The sequence below is a fragment of the Snodgrassella sp. B3837 genome (assembly GCF_026535955.1).
In the GTDB taxonomy this organism is placed as follows: Bacteria; Pseudomonadota; Gammaproteobacteria; order Burkholderiales; family Neisseriaceae; genus Snodgrassella; species Snodgrassella alvi_E.
The window spans coordinates 3775-4223 of the sequence record NZ_JAFNPI010000008.1 but is presented as its reverse complement, the minus strand read 5'-3'; the positions used below and the strand labels follow the sequence as shown (position 1 = coordinate 4223).

Here is a 449-nt window from a genome sequence, read left to right as displayed (position 1 = left end):
TTCCATCCAAACCTTAATAAAGTTTTTGCATACAAGTTTTTATACTAGTGCAAATAATCTTCTTTGGTTAAAGGTTTTTGGATAGGTGCTGGCGGTGTTACATCCGGAAATAAAAATTTTTTAGATTCATCCCAATTGACTCCCGTTTCGTAAAATTTAAGTAGACGTTTTTGAATTCTTTCAGCATTTCCATGCATGCCAGCATACTCATATGTATGAATAATATCCAAGTGGTCTTTTAAGGTTAATTGAGGAATCAAAACTTTATTATCTACAGCATCATATCTTTCATCCATTTCCACCAGACCTATTTTTTCAGCTAATGAACCTGTATACGTAATAATTTTGGACTGCTGATGGCGTATATTTTTTTTTACATATTCATCTTGCAAAGAAACTAGTAACTTTTTAAGCCTATCAGAAGCAACACAATAGGTAAACAAAATACC

1 protein-coding gene is annotated in these 449 nt (G+C 32.1%); it reads right to left on the bottom strand.

The features are described from left to right. Positions 1–44 precede the first annotated feature (44 nt). Positions 45–392 carry a hypothetical protein gene (locus J3U67_RS03450; RefSeq protein ID WP_267403815.1) on the bottom strand — a complete coding sequence of 116 codons (348 nt, stop codon included), beginning with the start codon at positions 390–392 and terminating at the stop codon, positions 45–47. Positions 393–449: the final 57 nt, after the last annotated feature.